This is a genomic window from Reyranella sp., assembly GCF_052439685.1.
Classification (GTDB): Bacteria; Pseudomonadota; Alphaproteobacteria; order Reyranellales; family Reyranellaceae; genus Reyranella.
The window spans coordinates 189,496-209,402 of sequence record NZ_JBQVQG010000004.1; the positions used below are offsets into that span (position 1 = coordinate 189,496).

A 19,907-nucleotide genomic window follows, 5' to 3' on the forward strand; every position below is an offset into this window, starting at 1 on the left:
GAGAAAGATCATGGACCGCGATACCCGTGACATGCTGCTGGAGACCGCCGGCCGCTTCTTCGCCGAGCGCGCCGGCAAGGACATCGTGAACGGCGTCGAGAAGGGCGTGTGGCCCGCCGACCTCTGGAAAGAAGTCGAGGAGATGGGGCTGCCGCTGATTGCCGTTCCCGAAGAACTGGACGGCGTGGGCGGCACCCTGGCTGACCTGATGGCAATGCTGCGCGTGGCCGGCGAGCATGCCGTTCCCGTGCCGGTCGCCGAAACCGCGCTGGCCAACCTGCTGGTCGCGGCCGCTGGCGGCAAGCCGGCCAGCGGCCCGTCGACGGTGGCGCTGGGCGAGCTGTCACTCCAGGGCAATCGCGTCTCCGGCAAGGTCGCGCGCGTGCCGTTCGCGGGCGTCGCCGAGCGCTTCGTCGCGATCGTGACGGCGGGCGGCAAGTCGACGCTCGTCGTCGTGCCGCGGGATGCGGTCGCGGTCGAGGAGGCGCCCAGCCATGCCGGCGAGCCCTACGGAACCGTGACCTTCGACGGCGCCACGCCGGAATTCTCCGGCGCCTCGCCGATCAGCGCCGAGCGTGCGCTCGAACTCGCGGCGCTGGCCCGGGCCATGCAGATGGCGGGCGCTGCCGACAAGGTGCTCGTGACGGCAACGGAATACTGCAAGCAGCGCGTCCAGTTCGGCCGCCCCATCTCCACCTTCCAGGCGATCCAGCACATGCTGGCCGAGCTCGCGAGCTGCGTCGCCGCGACCATCGCCTCGGCGGAAGCCGCGTCGCGCGACGCCGATGAGGGCGGGCTGGAGAAGGGGGGCAGCTTCTCGATCGCCGCCGCCAAGACTCAGTGCTCCGACTTCGCGCACCGCATCGCCGCCATCTCGCACCAGTCGATGGGCGCGATGGGCTTCACCCATGAACATATCCTGCACCACTACACGCGCAGGCTCTGGGTGTGGCGCCGAGACTTCGGCAGCGAGAGCTTCTGGGGTGAGAAGATCGGTGCGTCCTTCGCCAAGGCCGGCAAGGAAGAGCTGTGGCCGGCGCTCACGGAAAGCCGCTACGCCGCCTGAAAAGGCCGTCTTCATCGGGCTCATGGCCGAACGGCGCCCCACGAGGGCGCCGTTCGCATTAGGAATCTGGTCTGGCCGATACAACGACGGTACGGCCGCTATCGGTCCGTTCGAGGGCGATCGGCACGCCGTAGATTTCCGACAGCATCGCGGCCGTCAGCGTCTCGTCAGGAGGGCCATAGGCGGCGAGGCGGCCATCTGCGATGACCGCGACCCGGGTTGCCAGTTCGCGCGCCTGATCGGGGTCGTGCGTCGAGAAGATCACCCCGAAGCCGCGCTCGCGCAGCGCCTGCACGCGAGCCAGCACGAGGAAGCGGTTGCCGAGATCGAGGCTGGCGGTGGGCTCGTCCATCACCATCATCGGCGCGTCCTGCGCCAGGGCACGCGCGATCAGGCAGAGCTGGCGCTGGCCGCCGGAAATGCGATTGGCCTCGCGGTCTGCGAGATCCAGAATGCCGAGCTGGTCGAGAGCCGAGCGTGCGCGGTCGCGGTCGACGGCGCCTGGTGCCGCGAACGGGCCAAGATGGGCCGTGCGGCCCATCAGTACCAGGTCGAGGACGGTGTAGGCGAACTCCATCACCTGCGCCTGGGGCACATAGGCGACAGCGCGGGCGAGGGCAGCGCGCGACAGCTCGCCGACCGGTGTGCCGCCGATGGCGACGGTGCCCCGAAGTGCGGGAATGAGACCAAGCAGCGTTTTGAAAAGCGTCGTCTTGCCGGCGCCATTGGGACCCAGCAGGCAGAGGATTTCGCCGGGGGCGACCGAGAGATCGATTCTCGTGGCGACTTCCGTCTTGCCATAGCCGATGGCGAGTTCACGCGCCTCGATCATTGTCAGCTCCAGACATGGCGGCCACGGGCCAGCAGCCAGACGAAGATCGGTGCGCCGATCAATGCGGTGAGCAGGCCGAGCGGGATCTCTATGCGCGCCGCAGAGCGGGCCAGCGTATCGACCAGCACGAGGAAGGCGGCGCCCATGAGTACCGAGGCCGGCAGCACGCGATCGTAGCGCGGGCCGACCAGCGGGCGGACCATGTGCGGGATCATGAGGCCGATCCAGCCGACCACGCCCGACACCGAGACGGCCGCCGCCGTCACGAGCGTTGCCGCGGCGACGACGACACCGCGCACGAAGGCGACGTTGACGCCCAGCGCGCGGGCTTCGTCGTCGCCGAGCGACAGGACGCCGATGCGCCAGCGCAGCAATACGAGCGGGACGAGGCCTACGATCACCAAAGGCGCCATACCCCAGACATCGGAGACCTTGACCCCCGACAGGCTACCCAGCAGCCAGAAGGTGATGGCGGGGAGCTGGTTGTAGGGATCGGCCAGGATCTTCACCAGCGAGATGCCGGCGCCGGCCAGCGCGCCGACCACGATGCCCGACAGCACCAATACGAGCACCTCGTTCTGGCTGCGCAGGGCGCGCGCCAGCGCATAGACCATGACGACGGTGATCAGGCCGCTGACGAAGCCCAGCCCCTGGATGGCGATGACCGGCAGCGACAGCAGGATGCCGAGCACGGCGCCGAAACCTGCGCCGGCCGAGACGCCCAATATGTCGGGCGAGACGAGGGGATTGCGGAACAGCGTCTGGTAACTGGCGCCTGCCGCCGCCAGCGCTCCGCCGACGAGCGCAGCAGCGAGCACGCGCGGCAGGCGGATCTGGAACAGGATCGTGTCGATGGGGGCTGCAGCCGGCACGCCGGTGATCGGCGCGGCCAAGGCCTTCAGCACTTCGCCAGGGGGGATCTGGTAGGGGCCGATGATGCTGCCGGCCAGCATCGAAGCGAGCAGGCACAAGCCAAGGAGAGCGAGTATGAGGCCGGCGCGCATGACGCCATCAGTTTGCCTTGCCACCCAGCAGCCGCGCCAGTTGATCGTCGGTCACGTTCACGCCGTAGAAGAGCTCGTAGAACTTCTTCGTTTCGGCCTTGAGGTCGAGATTGGCCTCGGCGGGATAGAAGGTCGACAGCAGCCAGCGCAGGCCGATCAGGCGGTTGAGCGACGGTGGCGCATCGATCCAGCCCCAGGGCAGGCTGGGCGCGAGGTAGACGCGCTTGTTGGCGACGGCGCGCACCTGATCCCAGCCGGGCTTGCTGCCCACGTTGTCGAAGAAGCCACGGTCCAGCGTGACCACGATGTCGGGCTGCCAGGCGATGATCTGTTCCAGCGAAGCGTTGGCGATGTTGCTGCTGCCGCCAAGGCCCTCGGCCACGTTGGTGGCGCCGGCCCGCTCGATGATCTCGGTGTTGATCGAGCCGCGGCTGCCGGTCTCCAAGCCTTCGGAGCCACGCGCGAGATAGACGCGGGGCCGCTTGTCGGCTGGCACGCGTGTCAGCGCGTTGTCGACCTGGGCGAAGGCCGCCTCGGCATAGGCCGCCAGCGCGGCGCCGCGTTCGACACGGCCCAGCATCTCGGCGGCGAGCTTTAACGAGGGGCTGGTCGAGGCGAATCGGCCATCGATCAGGGCATACGGGATGCCGGTCTGTGCCTGCACGCGATTGGCCAGCGACACGAACGTGTCAGAGGTCGAGCCGAAATCGAGGATCATGTCGGGCTTCGCCGCGACCAGGCGCTCGAGACTCACCGTGTCGCCGCGTCCGGTCAGGCGGCCGATCTCGGGCAGGTCTCGCGCGGGAGCGGCCAGATATTGCTTCTCGGCGGGCGAAGGGGTGCGCACCCAGCCCACCATGGCATCGCGTGCCAGCGCATAGGTCAGTACCGAGGCGGGCGGTCCCGCCACGAAGACGCGTTCGATGCGCGCTGGCAGCGTGACCTTGCGGCCGGCCGAATCGACCAGCGTGCGCGTGGCCTGCGCGAAGCTGGGCCGAGCCAGCAGGACGGTGCCGAGTAGAGCAAGTGCGCTGCGGCGCTTCACTTGTCGCCAATCTGGAAGTCGCCGGGCTGCGCCGGCGCCAGCGGCTCGAACAGGGTGCGGTCGGGCTTCACGTCGAGCAGGGGCGTGCCGTCGAGGCAATCCATGCCACGCACGAACAGGACCGGCCCCTCGATCTTCACAAGGCGGACGATCGATGTGCCGATCGGATTGGGGCGTACCGGCGTGCGCAGGGAAAACACGCCGCGCGCCTCACTGTCGTTGCGCGGACTCTGGTGGACGAGATCGCGCCGGGATTCGTGCAGCCAGTACAGGACCTCCAGCCGCTCGAACTCGGCAATTCCGTGCAGTCCGTCCACCCAGCGGTCGTCGAACTCGAGATGGCACGTCGGACCGTCGAGCCTTCCCTGTCGCGGCGTCTCGAGCCGCGACGTCCACGGCCTGCGGATACGCCCGATGAAATAGAGCGAGGCGTCGAAACGGCCCGGCAGGTCGACCGCTCGCTCACCCCGGCGGATCTCGTTCAGCCGGACCATGGGGACTAGCTGTCGAGGCCGACCATGACGTCGGACGCCTTGACGATGGCATAGGCTTCCTGCCCGGCTTTGAGGCCCAACTCGTCGACCGCCTCGTTGGTGATGGCCGCCGTGACGATGATGCCCTTCACGTCGATCCGGACATGGGCGGTCGTCTGACCCTTGGTGACCTCGACGATGGTGCCCTTCAATCGGTTCCTGGCGCTGATCCGCATGAGTCCTCCCGGGAGTTGACGGCCGAAGCATAGGTCGTCAGTCACTTTATATCCATTCGGCCATAGCGCACCCATTCGATGCATATAAACTGCGAATCCGGTGGATAAACGATATGTTCAGTGAGATATATCGATCTGTCGCAAATGGAGGGTTTCATGCTGGGTACTCGTCGGGCGTTCACGTCGGCACTGGCCGTCGCTGCCTTTGTCCTTGCGGCGGGCGGGGGGGCTCACCAGGCCGCGGCACAGGGCAAGGACGTCATCATCCTCGCGGCCGCCAGCCTCAAGAACGCGCTGGACGAGGCGTCGGCCGCCTGGTCCAAGCAGACCGGCAAGACGACCAAGATCTCCTATGCCGCGAGTTCGGCGCTGGCCAAGCAGGTCGAGGGCGGCATTCCCGCCGACATCTTCATCTCGGCCGACGTGCCGTGGATGGACTATGTCGCCGAGCGCAAGCTCATCAAGCCGGCGAGCCGCTCGAACTTCCTCGGCAACCAGATCGTCCTGATCGCCGGCAAGGACTCGAAGATCGATCTCAAGATCGACAAGGGGTTCAACCTGCGCGGCGCGCTCGGCAATGACGGCCGCCTCGCGATGGGCAATGTCGATGCCGTGCCGGCCGGCAAGTACGGCAAAGCGGCGCTCGAATTTCTCGGGGTCTGGCCGTCGGTGTCCAGCCGCGTGGCCCAGGCCGAGAACGTCCGCATGGCATTGACCCTGGTTTCGCGCGGCGAGGCCCCGCTCGGCATCGTCTACAAGACCGATGCAGCCTCCGATCCGGCGGTGCGCATCGTGGGCGCCTTCCCGGCAGATTCGCACCCGGCCATCATCTATCCGATGGCTCTGCTGTCCTCGTCGACAAACCCCGATGCGCAGGCTTTCGTCGACTATCTGAAGACGCCGGCGGCCAAGCCGTTCTTCGAGAAGCAGGGCTTCACTGTATTGAAGTAGGTTCCGTCGCGTCGCTGCCGGCGAGGAGCAGGGACCTTCCCAGCTTCTCGGCGGCCGATGCGGGCATGGAGAAGCCGACCATCGCGGCACCGACTGCCACGGCGAGCAGCGTTTCGCCGCCGGGCAGACCGCCGACGCTCAACGAATCGGTGGGTATCAGAGAAAGCTTGGCGACATCGGCGGGCTCGTTGTGCGGCAGGGCGCGCCCCAGCAGAAGCAGGAGAGAGACCAGCCGCTGCAGATCCGCGGCCGGAATGGTCAGAGTGGAGCGCCGGCCGGTGTGACCGACCAGGGTGATCAGGACGGCGTTCTCTCGCGTCAGCAGTTCTCCGGTGACCTCGGCGGCTTCGCTGAAATCGATCCGCTGGTCGTCATCCGGCATCAATTGAACGGGACGTGCTGCTGGGTCCCGTCGATGCCGACCAGCGAAGTCGCGAGACCGCCGGCATCCTCGGGCGTCAGTGCGAAGGAGACCTTGAAGCCGTCGGGTGTTTTCAGCGTCAGGATGGTGCTGGAGCTGCCGGCCGCAGCCTCGAGCGCGAAGCCACCCATCGGGTAGACGATCTTCAGCGTATCGTCCTGGTAGCGGGCCTTCAGGGCCTTCTCGATCACCTGGGGCAAGGTCATGAGCAGCGACCGCAGGCAGTCGACCGGCAGGATCACAGAGGCCGGCTGGCCGTCGATGCTTTCGAGGCCGAGGCGGAACGAAACGCCTGTCGGGTCCACCTGACAGTCCGTCAAACCCTTGCTGACGATCTCCATGACCGGCACCTCTTTGCGGTGAAGCAACGCTATATCCAGTAAGATATAACGTGAGGCGGTGCAAGCGGCCCGGCGCAGCCTGCGGACTGAGTCCTAGTGGAGTTTGGCGTCGGGCGGGGTGAGCAGGCGGGCCAGCGAGCGGATTTCCGGCGATGAGGCGCCGTAGGCCCTCCGCTCCATCTCGCGGTAGAGGCGGACGATGTCGTTGCCGGTTTCCGTGACCGAGGTGCCGCCGCCGCCGCCGCCGCCGGTCTGGGCGGTCACCACGGGCTCACGGAACATCTGGTTCATCTCGTCGACCAGCAGCCAGGCGTGGCGATAGGACATGGCCAGCGCACGACCCGCGGCGGAGATCGATCCGGTCTCGTTGATCAGCTCGAGCAGACGGACCTTGCCGGGGCCGATCGAGCGTTCGCCGCCGAAATCGATCCGGAGGTGCAAGGAAGTCTTGTCGGCCGGCTTGGCCGGGGCTTTGGCTGGTCGGCGTCCCATCCGTGAATTATGCGGCGGGACCGACGGCAAGACCAGACGGCTCGCTCAATTGTGCGACGAGCTGGTCGGCGACCGCGGCGGCCTGGATGCGGATGTCAGGGATCGCCACGATCTCGGTGTAGCGCCCGCGCGTCGGTGGTCCCAGGACGAAGATGTGTTTCGAGGGGGTGCCTTCCTTCGAAATCAGCGCTTCGTCCTCGGCAATGTCGAGGCCCTGGTTGAGGGGATCGGGCCGCAGCAGACCGTCCTTCACCAGCTGCGCATGCAGGGGTACGCGGACGTCGACCTCGTTGCGTGGCCCTCGGCAGTCGACGACCCGGTCGAAGCTGCGCCGTTCCCGCTCGGTCGAGCCGCGACGGATGATGGTGACTTCGACCTCGTCGTCCGTCGTGCGGCCGATTTCGATCCGCCCCGAGACGATCGAGAGCTGCCCGCTCGCCCTGGCGGCATCTATCTGTTCGCCAATGTGCGGCGCGACGCGATGGCGGTGGATGTCCCACCACGGACGCAGATGGCGCAGGAAGCGCCGCCGCTGGTCCAGGTCGAGCCCGTGCCAGAGTTCGTTGTTGTGCGGCCGCAGGAGCTGCATGAGGCCCGGCCAGCCCAAGCCGGCCCGCAGCTTGGCGCGGAACCGGGCGGTGCGTTGCGACAGGCTGCCGGTGAAGAGGTCGTGCGTGTCGGCGTCGGGCGTGGGGATCGGCGCCGGCGGATGATGATGCGGCACCAGCCCGCGGCGGGAGAGCGCGACGATCGGGCCTTTATGCCCGTGTTCGAGGAGCGAGATCAGCACGTCGATCATGGTCAGGCTGGTGCCGATCAGCAGGATCGAGGCATCGGGCACGAGGCCCGCGATGGCGTCCTCGCGCCAGGGATTGCCGTGATAGGCGCCGGAATCCGCCGAGGGCGGCCGATGCCCGGTCGCCAGGACGGTCCTGCGGGCGAACAAAGGGGCGCCGCGGCCGGAAATGTCGAGCGAGACCCCGTCGGGTCTCTCGCGGACGGCGGTGACGTCGCCGGCGACGATCTGCAGCCGGCCCTGCGCGCGTTCCAGCGACTCGTTCAGCAGGTCCTGCAGGTAACGCCCATAGTCGGCGCGGGGGACGAAGTCGGTGGGGCCGAGGCCGCCACCGTTGCGGGCAAGCCACTTCACGAAATGATCGGGTTCGTCGTCCAGCGCCGTCATGTCGCTGGCGCGCACGTTGAGAAGGTGACCCCGACACCGGGTCGAATAGGCCACCCCGAGGCCGGGATGGTCGCTGCGCTCCACGAGGGCGACGCTGAGGGTGCTCTTGCGCACGAGCTGGGCGGCCAGCAGCACGCCGCTGGCGCCGCCGCCGACGATTGCGATGTCGACGAGAGAGGAAGACGGGGCGGAGTGCTGCATTGCCGATGTATGGCAGATGGTCAGCTGCGAATGCCAGCAACCGAGGTGCGACCCCTCGGCGCTGGCCTGACGGCCGGGCGAGGGCACTCGCGCCGGCCGCCTGCTTGACCTTGAAGCGTCAGGCGGCCTTGTAGCCGATGACCGCCTTGGTCTCGAGGAACTCCTCGAGGCCCCACTTGCCGTATTCGCGGCCGTTGCCCGACTGCTTGTAGCCGCCGAACGGGGCGGCGGTGTCGCCCATCGGATAGTTCACGTGGACGTTGCCGGCGCGCATCTGCGCGGCGACCTTGCGGGCGTGCTCGAGATCGCTGCCCTGCACGTAGGCCGCGAGGCCGTAGATCGTGTCGTTGGCCAGACGGATGACCTCTTCCTCGTCCTTGTAGGGGAGGATGCAGATGACCGGCCCGAAGATCTCCTCGCGCGCAATCGTCATGTCGTTGGTCACGCCCGCGAACACGGTCGGCCGCACATAGTAGCCGCGGTTCAGGTTCTCCGGACGGCCCGGGCCGCCGGTCACCAGTTCAGCGCCTTCCTCGATGCCCTTCTGGATCAGGCCCTGGATCTTGTTGAACTGGGACTCGTTCACGACAGGGCCAAGCCGGGTGGCGGGGTCCTGCGGATTGCCGACCACGAACTTCTCGGCCGCGGCCTTGGCGATCTGCTTCACCTCGTCGTGGCGATCCTGCGGCACGAACATGCGGCTGGGCGCTGTGCAGGACTGGCCCGAGTTCACCATCATGCTGTTGATGCCCTTGGTGACGGCCATCTGGAAGTCGACGTCGGGCAGCAGGATGTTGGCCGACTTGCCGCCGAGTTCCTGCGCTACGCGCTTGACCGTGACGGCAGCGGCCTGGGCCACGCGGATGCCGGCGCGGGTCGAGCCGGTGAACGACATCATGTCGATGTCGGGATGGCTCGACATCGCCTCGCCGACGACGGAGCCGGCGCCCTGGACCAGATTGTAGACGCCCTTCGGTGTGCCGGCGGCATGCATGATCTCGGTCCAGATGAGGGCATCGATCGGCGCCTCTTCCGACGGCTTCAGCACCATCGTGCAACCGGCGGCCAGCGCCGGCAGGACCTTGCAGGCGATCTGGTTGGTCGGCCAGTTCCACGGCGTGATGAGGCCGCACACGCCGACCGGCTCGCGCGCGATCAGCGTGGTGCCTTCGACCGATTCGAAGGGATAGGTCTCGAGCACCGAGATCATGCGCTCGAGATGCGCCGTGCCGCGGCCGGCCTGAATGGTGCGGGCGAATTCGAGCGGCGCACCCATCTCGCGCGAAATGGCGTCGCCCACGTCGTTCCGGCGCTTGTTGTACTCGGCCAGGATGGCGCGCAGCAGATCGAGGCGCTCCTTGCGGCTGGTGCGGGCAAAGCTGGGAAAGGCGGCCTTGGCGGCGGCGACGGCACGATCGACGTCGGCGGGGCTGCCGACGGAGATCTGGACGTAGGCCTCCTCGGTCGAGGGATCGATGACATCGAGCAGGGCAGGCTTGATCGCGTCGACCCACTCGCCGTCGATATAGAAGTGCTTCGCGTGCTGCATGGTTCGACCCTCTGGACTGTCGTTGGGAAAGTGCTCGCCGGCCGGCGGCTAGCGATATATAGAAATAAATATAACGAGAGGAAAGGACCGGTGGTCGAGATATTTCCGTTCCGCGAACGCGGCAGCAACGGAGTCCGGCGCGTATCCTACGTCACGGGGGACGTGACGCCGGATGGGCGGGAATTGCTGCTGAATGTCGAGACCGAACGGGACGGCCGCATCGAACTGGCGTTTCCGACGGTCGACCTCCAGCATCTCCTGACACTGCTGCTGATCCTGGGGGGCAAGGCTGCCGTGAACGGTCGATTCAAGGCCTTCAGCGAAACGTACGATGCTCGGGCTTTGCCTCTGCATGGCGTCTCGCTGGGGATGGAGTCGGACGAACGAGGGGTGCTGACGATCGAGGTCGGCGCCGCGGTCCTGTCCTTTTCGATGCCGCGCGCGAGCATGGTCGAGATCGGCCGTACGATTCTTGAAATGACGGGAACCCCGGCGGGCTAACAGGTGGCCCCGCGTTGCGGTACACGGCGGCACTCCCGGGCCAGGTAGCTGAACAGACCGTCCATCGCGTCATGATTGGGCCGGCAGACCAGCCGGGTCGCCGTCCGCGTCTGGGTGACGAGGCCGGCGAGAACCAGCATCTTCAGGTGATGAGAAAGGGTCGAGGCACGTATTCCCAGCAGGTCCTGAACGCTGCCGACCGTCATGCCTTCGTCGCCTGCCTGCGAGAGGATCTCGTAGATCCTGAGCCGGGCCGGATTGGCGAGGGCCTGGAGGCGACCTGCGGCGGTGGCGATGTCCATCGAGGGTGAGGTCATGTCGTTGTATGTTTTCGAATACAACGATGCGGAGGCCTGGGCAAGCCCGCCGGCCGCTATCTCATTCCGGCTCGATGCCGGCGACCTTCATCATCTCTCTATAGAGTTCGATTTCGGCTAGCATGATTTGGCGCATCTCATCGGCCGAGCAGGGCGCGATCTCGGAGCCGCCCTGGGCCTGGCGCTCGACATAGGCGGGATCGGTGATGGCCTTGAGCATGGCTTCGCGGAGCTTCGCCATGACCGGCTGGGGCACGCCACGCGGCATCAGGATGCCGGTCCAGGTCATCAGCTCGAAGTCGGGAATGCCCTGCTCGATCAAGGTGGGGATGTCCGGGGTGAGCTTGTAGCGGCCGCGGCTGCCGACGCCGAGGCAGCGCACGGTGCCCGCCTTCACCTGGGGTAGGCTGGTCACCGGATCGGCGAAACACATCTGGACGTGGCCGGCCATCGTGTCCTGCAGGGCCGCCGGCGTGCTCTTGTAGGGCACGTGAACCATCTCTATGCCGGCCTTGGCCTTGAGCAACTCGCCCGATATGCGGGTCGACGCGCTGCCCGAGCCGAAATTTATCTTCCCCGGCTGGCGCTTGCACAGGGCGACGAATTCACCGGCCGTCTTCGCCTGGATACTGGGGTTCACGATCATGAAAACCGGCGCGCGGCCGATGATCGTGACCGGATCGAAATCCTTGAGCGGGTCGTAGGGCAGGGACTTCATCAGCGCGACGTTGGATGCCGCCGCAGTGTTGGAGCAGACGAAGATGGTCTGACCATCCGGCTTGGCCTTGGCCGCGACGTCGGCTGCGATCGCGCCGTTGGCGCCGGGTTTGTTCTCGACGACGGCCGGGACGCCGAAGGCCTTGTTGAGGCCGTCGGCGATGTTGCGTGCGCTCTGGTCTGTGGCAGATCCCGGCCCGAACGGCACGATGATGCGAAACGGGCCGTTCGGAAACGTGTCTGCCTTCGCCGCCCCGGAGATCGACAGCGCGGCTGCGCCGGCGATCAGGGTACGGCGACGCATGGTTTGCGTCCCGCCTAGCGGCGCCACCAGCCGCGCTTGGGCTTCTCGGGTGGCGCGTCGATCACGGGAACCGGCGGCGGTGCCGGTGCGGGGGCTGGTTCCGGTTCGGGAATGGCGATCGGCTGCGGGGCCGAGGCGACCACGGGCTCGGGGGTCATTTCCGGTGCCGGCGGAGGCGGCGCCGCCGCTTCCACGTTGACCGGCGGGCCGGGATCGTAGGGTGCACGCTCGACCGGCATGTGCTCGACCGGCATGGCTTCCATCGGCACCGGCGGAGAAGCGGGCGGCTCACGGTCGCCATCCTGCTCGGCCGTGTCGTGGCCGTTCGAGGCCGGTGCCTCGTCCTGCCCGTCGGCTTCCCCGGCTGATGCCTGGCCTTCGGCCTGCGTCGGCTCACCGTCATCGTTCTCTCGGCGCCGGCGGCGTCCGCCGCGGCGACCCCGACGGCGGCGGCTGCCGTTGCGGTCGTCGCCATTGGCCTCGCCTTCCGGCCTCTCGCCGTCGGCATTGTCGGCGCCTTCGTCATCGGCACGGGCGACATCCTGCTCTGCGCCCTGGGTATTGTCTTCGGCCGCACCGTTGAGGCGCACTTCGTCGGACCCGGGCTCGTCGCCGTCAGGGTTCTCCCCGGCGGTCTCCCGGTGACGATCGGATCCTTCGCCTTCTTCGCGGGAGCCACCACGACGCCGGCGGCGGCGGCGGCGGCGGTTGCGGCCTTCGCCTTCCTCGCCGGCGCTGCGCTCTTCGTCGCGCTCTCCACGCTCCTCGCCCTCGGGGGCTTCGCCATCAGCTTCGTCGCCCGACGCCTCGTCGCCGGACGTCTCGTCGTAGCTGGCACGCGCCAGCTCGGGGGCAGGACGGTCGCTGCCGCGATGATCCTCGCGGCGCGTGCGCACGCGCTCGATCTCGCAATCGGCGGCATGAAGTTCGTCGTCGGCCTCGATGATCACGGTGAAGCCGTAGCGCTGCTCGATCTCCGACAGCGAATAGCGCTTCTGGTTGAGCAGGTAGAGCGCAACGTTCGGCGGGACGCTGACGGCGATCTCGCTGGACCGGCGGCGCACGCCTTCTTCCTCGATCGCGCGCAGCGCATGGAGTGCGGCGGACTCGAGCGAACGAATGCGGCCGCTGCCGGCGCAGTGCGGGCACACCTCGGTCGAATGTTCCAGCAGGCTGGGACGCAGCCTCTGGCGCGACATTTCGAGCAGGCCGAATGCGGAGATGCGTCCGATCTGGATGCGCGCGCGGTCCGAGCGCATCGAGTCCTTCACCTTGTGCTCGACCTGGCGCTGGTGGCGCGTCTCCTCCATGTCGATGAAGTCGATCACGATCAGGCCAGCGAGGTCGCGCAGGCGGACCTGGCGGGCGATTTCCTCGGCCGCTTCCAGGTTGGTACGGAGCGCCGTCTCCTCGATGTTCCGTTCCTTGGTCGAACGGCCCGAGTTCACGTCGATGGCGACCAGCGCCTCGGTCGGATTGATGACGATGTAGCCGCCGGAGCGCAGCTGCACCGTCGGCGAATGCATGGCGTCGAACTGGTTCTCCACCTGGTAGCGGTGGAAGAGGGGAATGGGCTCCCGGTAGAGCTCGACCTTGTTGGCCTGGTGCGGCACCAGCTGGCGCATGAACTCCGCGGCCGCCTGGAAACCCTCCTCACCCTCGACCAGGACCTGTGCGATGTCGGTATCGTAGATGTCGCGCAGCGACCTCTTGATCAGGTCGCCTTCCTCGTAGATCAGCGCCGGCGCGGTCGAGCGCATCGTGATCTCGCGGATCGAATCCCAGAGGCGCGACAGGTATTCATAGTCGCGCTTTATGTCGATGTTGGAGCGCTCGAGGCCGGCGGTGCGCAGGATCACGCCCATGCCCTGCGGCACTTCGAGGTCGGCCAGGATCTCCTTCATCCGCTTGCGATCGGACGGGTTGGAGATCTTGCGCGAGATACCGCCGCCACGACCGGCGTTCGGCATCAGCACGCAGTAGCGGCCGGCCAGCGACAGGTAGGTGGTGAGGGCGGCGCCCTTGTTGCCGCGCTCTTCCTTGACGACCTGCACCAGCAGGATCTGCCGGCGCTTGATGACTTCCTGGATCTTGTACTGGCGGATCGGGTTGCGGCGGCGACGCTCGCGCGTCTCGCGCTCCTCGACCACCTCGTCGCCGCCCAGCGTCTCGACCGTGACGTCGGGCTGCGGCGCCTCGGACGGATCGGTCGACTCGGACGGCGAGTCCTCGCCGTTGAGTTCGGCCGCCTGTTCAGGCGCTTGCTCGGATGCTTCGGCGGCGGCGGTCGAGTCGCCTTCGGGCGCGGCTGCCGTCTCGGACACCGGCGCTTCGGCCGTCTCGACGTGAACGGGACCGTCGATACGCTCGACCGGGATTTCCGCGGCCTGAGTCTGCGGTTCGGGTTCGCTCACCGGCGCGGCTTCGGCGACGATGGGAGCCGCAGGAGGAGCAGTTTCGACAGAGGGGGGCTCGTCAGCCGGCGCTTCGACGGCCGGGGCCTCCGGCGCCGGTGCTTCCGCGGCAACGATCTCGCTGGCCGCAGCTTCCGCGACGGGCTCCCGCTCCGGGGTGTCGCCCGCGACCTCGGATGCAGCGGCTTCTTCAGGGATCGCCGCCGTTATGATGTCGTCCGCCGCGGCTTCGATGATATCGGCGCGGGCTTCCTCGATGTCGGTGCGATCGATCCGGTTTCTGCGGCGCGGTTCGTCTTCTTCGGCTTCGGCGTGCAGACGATGCTGCTCGGCGATCAGCCGCTCGCGATCGGCGACCGGGATCTGGTAGTAGTCGGGGTGGATTTCCGAGAAGGCCAGAAAGCCGTGCCGGTTGCCGCCATACTCGACGAACGCCGCCTGTAGCGACGGTTCGATGCGAATGACCTTCGCGAGGTAGATGTTGCCCTTGAGGGGCTTGCGGCTTGCAGTTTCGAAGTCGAATTCTTCAAGTCTCGTTCCATCGACCACAACGACCCGAGTCTCTTCCGGGTGACTTGCGTCGATGAGCATACGCCTTGCCATGGGCTCGCTCCGAGGCGTCCGATCCCAACCGGTGCGAGCGACCGGCGGCCATGCCGCCTCCGTCGTGCGAGGGGAGCGCCGCGTCATCGACCCGTCGAACGACCAACTCCGGCCAAGACGGGGAAGCTTCGCGCCGCCGGACCACGACTGGGTCCTGCCAACCTCGAGTTTCCTGATAGCCACCGCCTGCCTGACAGTCTCTCCGCAGACTGGCCGCGCCCCCAATTGTCTTGCAAGGGCGCGAGCCCAGCCCGGCTCGGAAACTGCCGTCGGAGCGCGACCCTAAGGCGCGCTACGAACGACGGCGACTGCTCGCGCACGCAACATACGGGGTTGGAAAGGGGCGGACAATCAAAAGATTGTGTCCTCTGAAATGAGCCGATTAAACTATTGAAATAGATTGATATTACTTATCTTCCTCTGGTATCGCTTTAACAATATTCGAATCATTTTCATCTCTTTCTCATTGGCGTTTGCCATGTCTGACTTCCGTCGTCGCCATCTGCTCGCCGTTCTGGCCGGCGTGAGCGTCCTGGGAATGGGCGCTCGCGGCGCCTTGGCCGCGCCGTCCAAGCGGCGGCCCAAGTCGGTCGCGAAGCCGACCCCGGTCCTTCCGATGGACAAGCCGAAGCTGGTCTTTCTCGATCCAGGCCATGGCGGGCGCGATCCGGGTGCGTTGGGCGTTCGCGGCACGCAGGAAAAGAGCGTCGTCCTCGCCATCGCCCGTGACCTGCAGCGCGAGCTGCTGGCCGGCAATCGCTATCGGGTCCTTCTGTCCCGCAATACCGACGCCTATGTCCCGCTGCGCGAGCGCGTTGCCCGTGCGCAGGCGGCGAGGGCTGATCTGTTCCTGTCGCTGCATGCCGACGCGCACGGCGACCGCGATGTGCGAGGCGCGTCGGTCTATACGCTGTCGGAAGAGGCGACCGACCGTGAAGCGGCAGCATTGGCTGCGCGCGAGAACCGGGCTGGCGCCGCGCTCTCCGGCCTGAGGCTTTCGGATCAGCCGGACAATGTCGCCCAGACCCTCGTGGCGATGAGCCAGCGCGGGACCGTGAACGATTCCCGGCGGCTCGCCGACACGGTCGTGGCGACCTTCGCGCGCAATGGCGTCCGGCTGCTGCCGCGTACCCACCGGCAGGCCGGCTTCGCCGTGCTGACGTCACCCGACATCCCGGCGGCGCTGGTCGAGATGGGCTACCTCTCCAATCCGCAGGACGAAAAACTGCTGACCGTCCGCCAGCACCAGATCGCGCTGGCGCGGGCGCTGCGGGCCTCGGTGGACGCTTATTTTGGGGTAGGCGCCACAAGAAAGGCATAAGTCTGGGCCACCGTGCAAGATTGAAGGCCCTCCAGGCGCCGCGTAGAAAGTGACCGTGCTCAACTTCATCAAGATCTGTCTGGCTTTCGCCACCGCCGCCCTCATCGTGGGCACAGGCACCGTCGCAGGCATATTCTGGCATTTCAGCCACGGGCTGCCGGACCACAAGCAGCTCGCTGATTATCAGCCGGCGACGCTGACCCGGCTCTATGCTGCCGACGGCAAGCTCATGGCCGAGTATGCGCGCGAGAAGCGCGTGTTCGTGCCGGTCGACGCCATGCCCAAGCGCGTCCTCGAAGCCTTCGTCGCGGCCGAGGACCAGCGGTTCTTCACCCATCCCGGTATCGATTTCATCGGCGTCATCCGCGCCATGGTGGCCAACGTCGCCAATCCCGGCAAACGGCCGGAGGGCGCCTCGGGCCTTACCCAGCAGGTCGCCAAGAACTTCCTGCTCACCAATCAGGCCACTCTCTCGCGCAAGATCCGGGAGGCCATCCTCGCGTTCCGAATCGAGGAGACCTATTCGAAGGAGCGCATCCTCGAACTCTACCTGAACGAGATTTATCTCGGGTCGGGCAATTACGGCGTGGCCCAGGCCGCGCTCAACTACTTCGACCGGTCGCTCGGCGAGCTGTCTCTGTCCGAGATCGCCTATCTCGCGGCCCTGCCGAAAGCGCCGAACCGCTACAACATCGTGCGCAACGAGAAGGAAGCCTACGCCCGGCGCGATTACGTCCTGCACCGCATGGCGGAGGACGGCTACATCACCGCCGCCGAGGAACAGGTCGCCAGGGCCGAGAAGCTGCAGTATCGTCGCCGCAGCGCCACCGAAGTGGCCCAGGCCGACTTCTTCGCCGAGGAAGTGCGCCGCAACCTGATGGCGGCCTATGGCGAGAAGGGTCTCTACGAAGGCGGCCTGACCGTCAGCACGACACTCGATCCCGCCATCCAGGCCGTCGCCGACAATGCGCTGCGCGACGGGCTGATCGGCTATGACCGCCGTCACGGCTGGCGCGGACCCTACGCCAAGGTTCCCGACATGAGTGTCTGGGAAGAAGAATTCGGTCGCATCGTCCAGCGGCGGCCCCTCGCGGGGCCGGCCGCGTGGCAGCTCGCGGTCGTCAGCAAGGTCGAGGCGCAGTCCGTCCAGCTGGTCGGACTGCCGGATGGCGGCGAAGGCACCGTGCCGTTTGCCGAGATGACCTGGGCAAGGCCGACCCTGCAGAACCAGACGGTCGGCGCCGCGCCGCGCAGCCCGCGCGACGTCGTGTCGGTGGGCGACGTGATCGTCGTCGAGAAGGTCGAGAAGCCGGCCGGCGCCAACGCCAAGCCCTATCCGCCCAAGACCTATGCGCTGCGCCAGGTGCCCAATGTCGAGGGCGGCGTTGTCGTGATGGACACGCAGGCCGGCCGCGTGCTGGCCATGTCGGGCGGCTGGTCCTACGGGCGCAGCCAGTTCAACCGTGCCGTCCAGGCCGCGCGCCAGCCGGGTTCGTCCTTCAAGCCGTTCGTCTACCTCGCGGCGATGGATGCCGGCTTCACGCCGGCCTCGATCGTGCTCGACGCGCCCTTCGTCTATGACCCGGGCTACGGCCAGCCGCTGTGGACGCCGAAGAACTATGGCGGCGACATGCTGGGACCGACGACCGTCCGTCGCGGCCTCGAACTGTCGCGCAACCTGATGACGGTGCGCATGGCCCAGCAGGTCGGCATGAAGCGCGTCGTCGACGTCGCCAAGGAGTTCGGCGTCACCGACCATATGGGCGCCTACCTGCCGATGGCGCTGGGCGCCGGCGAGACGACGCTGCTGCGCATGACCATGGCCTACGCGATGCTGGCGAACGGCGCCCTCGAGATCACGCCGTCGCTGGTCGATCGCGTGCAGGACCGTAACGGCAAGACCGTCTATCGCCACGAGCCGCGCACCTGCCGCGGTTGCGGCGAGGCGGCGGCCGGCAGCGCCACGCCCGCGGCGCCGGAGCTGGTCGATCCGCGTAAGCCCTTCCACGACCCGGCGTCGGTTTACCAGGTCGTCAGCATGATGCAGGGCGTCACGACCCGCGGCACCGCCGGCCGTCTCGCCGCGCTCGGCCGTCCGATCGCCGGCAAGACCGGCACGACGAACGACGCACACGACAACTGGTTCCTGGGCTCGACGCCCGACATCACCATCGGCGTCTATATCGGCTTCGACGAGCCGCGGACGCTGGGGGCGCAGGAGACCGGTGGCGGCAATGCCGCGCCGATCTACGAAGCGATCGCCAAGGAGATCTTCAAGGGCAAGCCGCCGACGCCGTTCCGCGTGCCGCCTGGCCTGCGCATGGTCCGCTTCACCTACGAGGGCGGCACGATCGACGAGGTCTTCAAGCCAGGCACCGAGCCGGGGTCCGAAGGCTATATGGTCACACCGCTTGACGGATCGGCCCCTTATTCAGCTATAGACCCCACGCAGGGCCCGCAGCAGGCGGGCAGCCCCCGGCGTCCGGGTCTCTCGGGCACCGGCGAGACCTACTAGCCAGTTCGAAACGGATCCGTGATGCGCGCCGAAGCCCAAGCGATGGTGAACGAGATCGAGGAGTCGCTCGAACTCCTCAGGAGGCGTCTTTGACTACGATCGTGCGGTCGTACGTCTCGATGAGCTGAACGCGCGCGCCGAGGATCCGGCGCTGTGGAACGATCCAAAGGAAGCCGAGAAGGTGATGCGCGAGCGCACCAAGCTCGAAACGTCGATCGGTGCGATCAAGCGCCTGCGCGCGGCGGTCGACGACAATGTCGGTCTGATCGAGATGGCAGAGGCCGAGAAGGACGAGGCCACCATAGCCGAGTGCGAGAAGTCGCTGCGCGAGGCCACGAGTGAGGCCAAGGCGGCGCGCCTCGAGACGCTTCTCTCCGGTGAGGCCGACGCCAACAACGCCTATATCGAGATCAATGCCGGAGCCGGCGGCACCGAGGCCCAGGACTGGGCCGAAATGCTGGCCCGCATGTACACGCGCTGGGCCGAGCGCCGCGGTTTCAAGGTGAGCTGGCTCGAGGAGAGCGCCGGCGAAGAGGCCGGGATCAAGTCGTGCGCCTACAAGGTCGAGGGTCCCAACGCCTATGGCTGGCTGAAGACCGAGAGCGGCGTGCACCGGCTGGTGCGCATCTCGCCGTTCGACGGCAATGCGCGGCGGCAGACCTCGTTCGCCTCGGTCTGGGTCTATCCCGAGGTCGACGACAACATCGAGATCGAACTGGTCGACAAGGATCTCCGGGTCGACACCTATCGTGCGTCCGGCGCGGGCGGCCAGCACGTCAACAAGACTGATTCCGCGGTGCGCATCACCCATCTGCCGACCGGCATTGCCGTCGCCGTCCAGCAGGAGCGCTCGCAGCACCAGAACCGGGCCAAGGCGATCCAGATGCTGAAGGCTCGCCTCTACGAGGTCGAGCTGCAGAAGCGTGAGGCCGAGCGTCTCGAAGCTGAAGCAAGCAAGACCGATATTGGCTGGGGTCACCAGATTCGCTCCTACGTTCTGCAGCCCTACCAGATGGTGAAGGACCTGCGCACCAACGTGGAGCGGTCCGACCCGCAGAAGGTGCTCGACGGAGACCTCGACGAGTTCATGGCAGCCTCGCTCGCCGCCCGCGTGGGCGAGGGCAAGGACAAGGAAGCCGCGTAAGGACTGGAGCCGACGATGCCGGGTATGTGGTTCGTGTTCGAAGCCGAGTATGAGATCGAGGACCGACGCGCCAACTGGAACAAGCCGGTGCCCGAGACGATGGCCTGGCACGGTCCCTACGCGACCGAGAAGGAAGCCGACGACGTGGCTCTCGCCCGCATGTGGTCCAAGATCGACCTCTACGCCCACAAGGCGCGCACCGTCGACATGACGGTCAAGGTCTGACGCCTTAGCTGGTCCGTCGATTGCATCTCCGTTCGAAGCAACGGCGGAGAAG

General features: G+C 67.0%; 20 protein-coding genes. 7 read left to right on the top strand and 13 right to left on the bottom strand.

Translation table 11 applies throughout. From position 1 onward, the window contains the following. Positions 1–10 precede the first annotated feature (10 nt). Positions 11–1,066 carry an acyl-CoA dehydrogenase family protein gene (locus tag ACT6UX_RS07905; RefSeq protein WP_444774597.1) on the top strand — a complete coding sequence of 352 codons (1,056 nt, stop codon included), beginning with the start codon at positions 11–13 and terminating at the stop codon, positions 1,064–1,066. 58 nt (positions 1,067–1,124) lie between these two features. Here ACT6UX_RS07905 and ACT6UX_RS07910 read toward each other — a convergent pair whose 3' ends face one another. From ACT6UX_RS07910 to ACT6UX_RS07930, 5 genes are read right to left on the bottom strand one after another with little or no spacing between them, the layout of a single operon-like run. Continuing rightward, entirely contained in the window at positions 1,125–1,898 is a 774-nt protein-coding gene (locus ACT6UX_RS07910) for an ABC transporter ATP-binding protein (protein ID WP_444774598.1), read from the bottom strand. Positions 1,899–1,900: 2 nt separating this feature from the next. Continuing rightward, positions 1,901–2,902: a FecCD family ABC transporter permease gene (locus tag ACT6UX_RS07915; RefSeq protein WP_444774599.1), complete on the bottom strand. Its 1,002-nt coding sequence runs from the start codon at positions 2,900–2,902 to the stop codon at positions 1,901–1,903. A gap of 7 nt (positions 2,903–2,909) precedes the next feature. Further along, entirely contained in the window at positions 2,910–3,947 is a 1,038-nt protein-coding gene (locus ACT6UX_RS07920; RefSeq protein ID WP_444774600.1) for an iron ABC transporter substrate-binding protein, read from the bottom strand. Next, positions 3,944–4,441 (bottom strand): tRNA (N6-threonylcarbamoyladenosine(37)-N6)-methyltransferase TrmO, encoded by a 498-nt coding sequence (tsaA, locus tag ACT6UX_RS07925; protein WP_444774601.1) that lies wholly within the window; start codon positions 4,439–4,441, stop codon positions 3,944–3,946. Before tsaA ends, ACT6UX_RS07920 begins: the two co-directional genes overlap by 4 nt. Positions 4,442–4,446: 5 nt before the next feature. After that, the gene (locus ACT6UX_RS07930; protein WP_444774602.1) at positions 4,447–4,656 is read right to left on the bottom strand and encodes a TOBE domain-containing protein; all 210 of its coding nucleotides are present in this window, start codon (positions 4,654–4,656) and stop codon (positions 4,447–4,449) included. Positions 4,657–4,812: 156 nt separating this feature from the next. Between ACT6UX_RS07930 and modA the strand changes: the two genes are divergently transcribed. After that, a complete protein-coding gene (modA, locus tag ACT6UX_RS07935) occupies positions 4,813–5,607 on the top strand; it encodes a molybdate ABC transporter substrate-binding protein (protein WP_444774603.1) in 795 nt (264 codons plus the stop codon). Here modA and ACT6UX_RS07940 read toward each other — a convergent pair. The 5 genes from ACT6UX_RS07940 to ACT6UX_RS07960 all read right to left on the bottom strand — a co-directional run bounded on the left by ACT6UX_RS07940 (position 5,591) and on the right by ACT6UX_RS07960 (position 9,794). Then, on the bottom strand, positions 5,591–5,989 hold the full coding sequence (locus ACT6UX_RS07940; protein WP_444774604.1) for a hypothetical protein: 399 nt from the start codon (positions 5,987–5,989) through the stop codon (positions 5,591–5,593). The genes modA and ACT6UX_RS07940 overlap by 17 nt on opposite strands. Further along, complete coding sequence (locus ACT6UX_RS07945; protein ID WP_444774605.1) at positions 5,989–6,396, bottom strand: hypothetical protein; 408 nt, start codon at positions 6,394–6,396, stop codon at positions 5,989–5,991. Before ACT6UX_RS07945 ends, ACT6UX_RS07940 begins: the two co-directional genes overlap by 1 nt. A gap of 66 nt (positions 6,397–6,462) precedes the next feature. After that, the gene (locus tag ACT6UX_RS07950; RefSeq protein WP_444774606.1) at positions 6,463–6,861 is read right to left on the bottom strand and encodes a winged helix-turn-helix domain-containing protein; all 399 of its coding nucleotides are present in this window, start codon (positions 6,859–6,861) and stop codon (positions 6,463–6,465) included. A 7-nt stretch (positions 6,862–6,868) separates the two neighbouring features. Further along, complete coding sequence (locus ACT6UX_RS07955) at positions 6,869–8,245, bottom strand: FAD/NAD(P)-binding protein (protein WP_444774607.1); 1,377 nt, start codon at positions 8,243–8,245, stop codon at positions 6,869–6,871. Between the two features lie 118 nt (positions 8,246–8,363). Then, a complete protein-coding gene (locus ACT6UX_RS07960; RefSeq protein WP_444774608.1) occupies positions 8,364–9,794 on the bottom strand; it encodes an aldehyde dehydrogenase family protein in 1,431 nt (476 codons plus the stop codon). Between the two features lie 90 nt (positions 9,795–9,884). Here ACT6UX_RS07960 and ACT6UX_RS07965 point away from each other — a divergent pair, with 90 nt between their 5' ends. Beyond that, entirely contained in the window at positions 9,885–10,295 is a 411-nt protein-coding gene (locus ACT6UX_RS07965; RefSeq protein ID WP_444774609.1) for a hypothetical protein, read from the top strand. Here ACT6UX_RS07965 and ACT6UX_RS07970 read toward each other — a convergent pair. From ACT6UX_RS07970 to ACT6UX_RS07980, 3 genes are all read right to left on the bottom strand, one after another. Continuing rightward, positions 10,292–10,612: an ArsR/SmtB family transcription factor gene (locus ACT6UX_RS07970; RefSeq protein WP_444774610.1), complete on the bottom strand. Its 321-nt coding sequence runs from the start codon at positions 10,610–10,612 to the stop codon at positions 10,292–10,294. The genes ACT6UX_RS07965 and ACT6UX_RS07970 overlap by 4 nt on opposite strands. Positions 10,613–10,673: 61 nt before the next feature. Further along, positions 10,674–11,633: a Bug family tripartite tricarboxylate transporter substrate binding protein gene (locus ACT6UX_RS07975; RefSeq protein ID WP_444774611.1), complete on the bottom strand. Its 960-nt coding sequence runs from the start codon at positions 11,631–11,633 to the stop codon at positions 10,674–10,676. 14 nt (positions 11,634–11,647) lie between these two features. Next, entirely contained in the window at positions 11,648–14,650 is a 3,003-nt protein-coding gene (locus tag ACT6UX_RS07980; protein WP_444774612.1) for an Rne/Rng family ribonuclease, read from the bottom strand. Between the two features lie 478 nt (positions 14,651–15,128). On the opposite strand from ACT6UX_RS07980, the gene ACT6UX_RS07985 reads away from it, so the two are divergent. The 4 genes from ACT6UX_RS07985 to ACT6UX_RS08000 all read left to right on the top strand — a co-directional run bounded on the left by ACT6UX_RS07985 (position 15,129) and on the right by ACT6UX_RS08000 (position 19,855). Beyond that, on the top strand, positions 15,129–15,971 hold the full coding sequence (locus tag ACT6UX_RS07985; RefSeq protein WP_444774613.1) for an N-acetylmuramoyl-L-alanine amidase family protein: 843 nt from the start codon (positions 15,129–15,131) through the stop codon (positions 15,969–15,971). A 49-nt stretch (positions 15,972–16,020) separates the two neighbouring features. Then, the gene (locus ACT6UX_RS07990; protein ID WP_444774614.1) at positions 16,021–18,486 is read left to right on the top strand and encodes a penicillin-binding protein 1A; all 2,466 of its coding nucleotides are present in this window, start codon (positions 16,021–16,023) and stop codon (positions 18,484–18,486) included. 21 nt (positions 18,487–18,507) lie between these two features. Next, positions 18,508–19,630 (top strand): peptide chain release factor 2 gene (prfB, locus tag ACT6UX_RS07995; RefSeq protein ID WP_444774615.1). Its coding sequence is split into 2 segments (ribosomal slippage): positions 18,508–18,576 and positions 18,578–19,630, totalling 1,122 coding nucleotides; the frame shifts between segments, so codons are not numbered across the junction. A gap of 15 nt (positions 19,631–19,645) precedes the next feature. Beyond that, the gene (locus tag ACT6UX_RS08000; protein ID WP_444774616.1) at positions 19,646–19,855 is read left to right on the top strand and encodes a hypothetical protein; all 210 of its coding nucleotides are present in this window, start codon (positions 19,646–19,648) and stop codon (positions 19,853–19,855) included. Positions 19,856–19,907 lie beyond the last annotated feature (52 nt).

Excerpts from the sequence above, each read along its gene's own strand:
- ACT6UX_RS07905 (WP_444774597.1), top strand. The coding sequence starts at position 11 with ATGGACCGCGATACCCGTGACATGCTGCTGGAGACCGCCGGCCGCTTC.
- ACT6UX_RS07910 (WP_444774598.1), bottom strand. The coding sequence starts at position 1,898 with ATGATCGAGGCGCGTGAACTCGCCATCGGCTATGGCAAGACGGAAGTC.
- ACT6UX_RS07915 (WP_444774599.1), bottom strand. The coding sequence starts at position 2,902 with ATGCGCGCCGGCCTCATACTCGCTCTCCTTGGCTTGTGCCTGCTCGCT.
- tsaA (WP_444774601.1), bottom strand. The coding sequence starts at position 4,441 with ATGGTCCGGCTGAACGAGATCCGCCGGGGTGAGCGAGCGGTCGACCTG.
- ACT6UX_RS07930 (WP_444774602.1), bottom strand. The coding sequence starts at position 4,656 with ATGCGGATCAGCGCCAGGAACCGATTGAAGGGCACCATCGTCGAGGTC.
- modA (WP_444774603.1), top strand. The coding sequence starts at position 4,813 with ATGCTGGGTACTCGTCGGGCGTTCACGTCGGCACTGGCCGTCGCTGCC.
- ACT6UX_RS07940 (WP_444774604.1), bottom strand. The coding sequence starts at position 5,989 with ATGCCGGATGACGACCAGCGGATCGATTTCAGCGAAGCCGCCGAGGTC.
- ACT6UX_RS07950 (WP_444774606.1), bottom strand. The coding sequence starts at position 6,861 with ATGGGACGCCGACCAGCCAAAGCCCCGGCCAAGCCGGCCGACAAGACT.
- ACT6UX_RS07955 (WP_444774607.1), bottom strand. The coding sequence starts at position 8,245 with ATGCAGCACTCCGCCCCGTCTTCCTCTCTCGTCGACATCGCAATCGTC.
- ACT6UX_RS07960 (WP_444774608.1), bottom strand. The coding sequence starts at position 9,794 with ATGCAGCACGCGAAGCACTTCTATATCGACGGCGAGTGGGTCGACGCG.
- ACT6UX_RS07970 (WP_444774610.1), bottom strand. The coding sequence starts at position 10,612 with ATGACCTCACCCTCGATGGACATCGCCACCGCCGCAGGTCGCCTCCAG.
- ACT6UX_RS07975 (WP_444774611.1), bottom strand. The coding sequence starts at position 11,633 with ATGCGTCGCCGTACCCTGATCGCCGGCGCAGCCGCGCTGTCGATCTCC.
- ACT6UX_RS07980 (WP_444774612.1), bottom strand. The coding sequence starts at position 14,650 with ATGGCAAGGCGTATGCTCATCGACGCAAGTCACCCGGAAGAGACTCGG.
- ACT6UX_RS07985 (WP_444774613.1), top strand. The coding sequence starts at position 15,129 with ATGTCTGACTTCCGTCGTCGCCATCTGCTCGCCGTTCTGGCCGGCGTG.
- ACT6UX_RS08000 (WP_444774616.1), top strand. The coding sequence starts at position 19,646 with ATGCCGGGTATGTGGTTCGTGTTCGAAGCCGAGTATGAGATCGAGGAC.